Annotated in this window: 1 protein-coding gene; it reads left to right on the top strand. The window is 43.0% G+C overall.

Going from position 1 to position 370, the window contains the following annotated elements; genetic code table 11:
- Positions 1-370, top strand: a 370-nt coding sequence (locus BZJ21_RS16465; protein ID WP_201788238.1) for a hypothetical protein, incomplete at both ends; no start/stop codon positions are given.

Below are 370 nucleotides of genomic sequence, written 5' to 3'. Positions count from 1 at the left end.
GAGATCGTAACCACCGCTAATGACATTGCCAACGTCAATACCGTCGCTATTGATATTGATAACGTTAACACCACTGCAGACAACATTGCACGGGTAAGCGCTATCGGCGACGATTTAATGCTAGGCAATATGTCACTAGTTAAGATAGTCGCTGACGATTTAATGGAACCAGAGTCCGAAATCGAAAACGTAGGCCTAAACATCGACAACGTAAACACCGTGAGTGTGAATATTGCTGATGTTAATACAGTAGCCACTAATCTTGGGTTTGTTACTACGGTAAGTGACAGCATCAGTGATGTGAATCGCGTAGCAGCTTCCATAGACAACGTAGACCGCGTTTATCTGTCTATTAACCTATTAGATCGTA

The sequence above is a fragment of the Salinivibrio costicola subsp. alcaliphilus genome (assembly GCF_001996185.1).
GTDB lineage: Bacteria > Pseudomonadota > Gammaproteobacteria > Enterobacterales > Vibrionaceae > Salinivibrio > Salinivibrio costicola.
The sequence above is the reverse complement of the archived record's forward strand: the minus strand, read 5'-3'. Positions and strand labels throughout refer to the sequence as shown.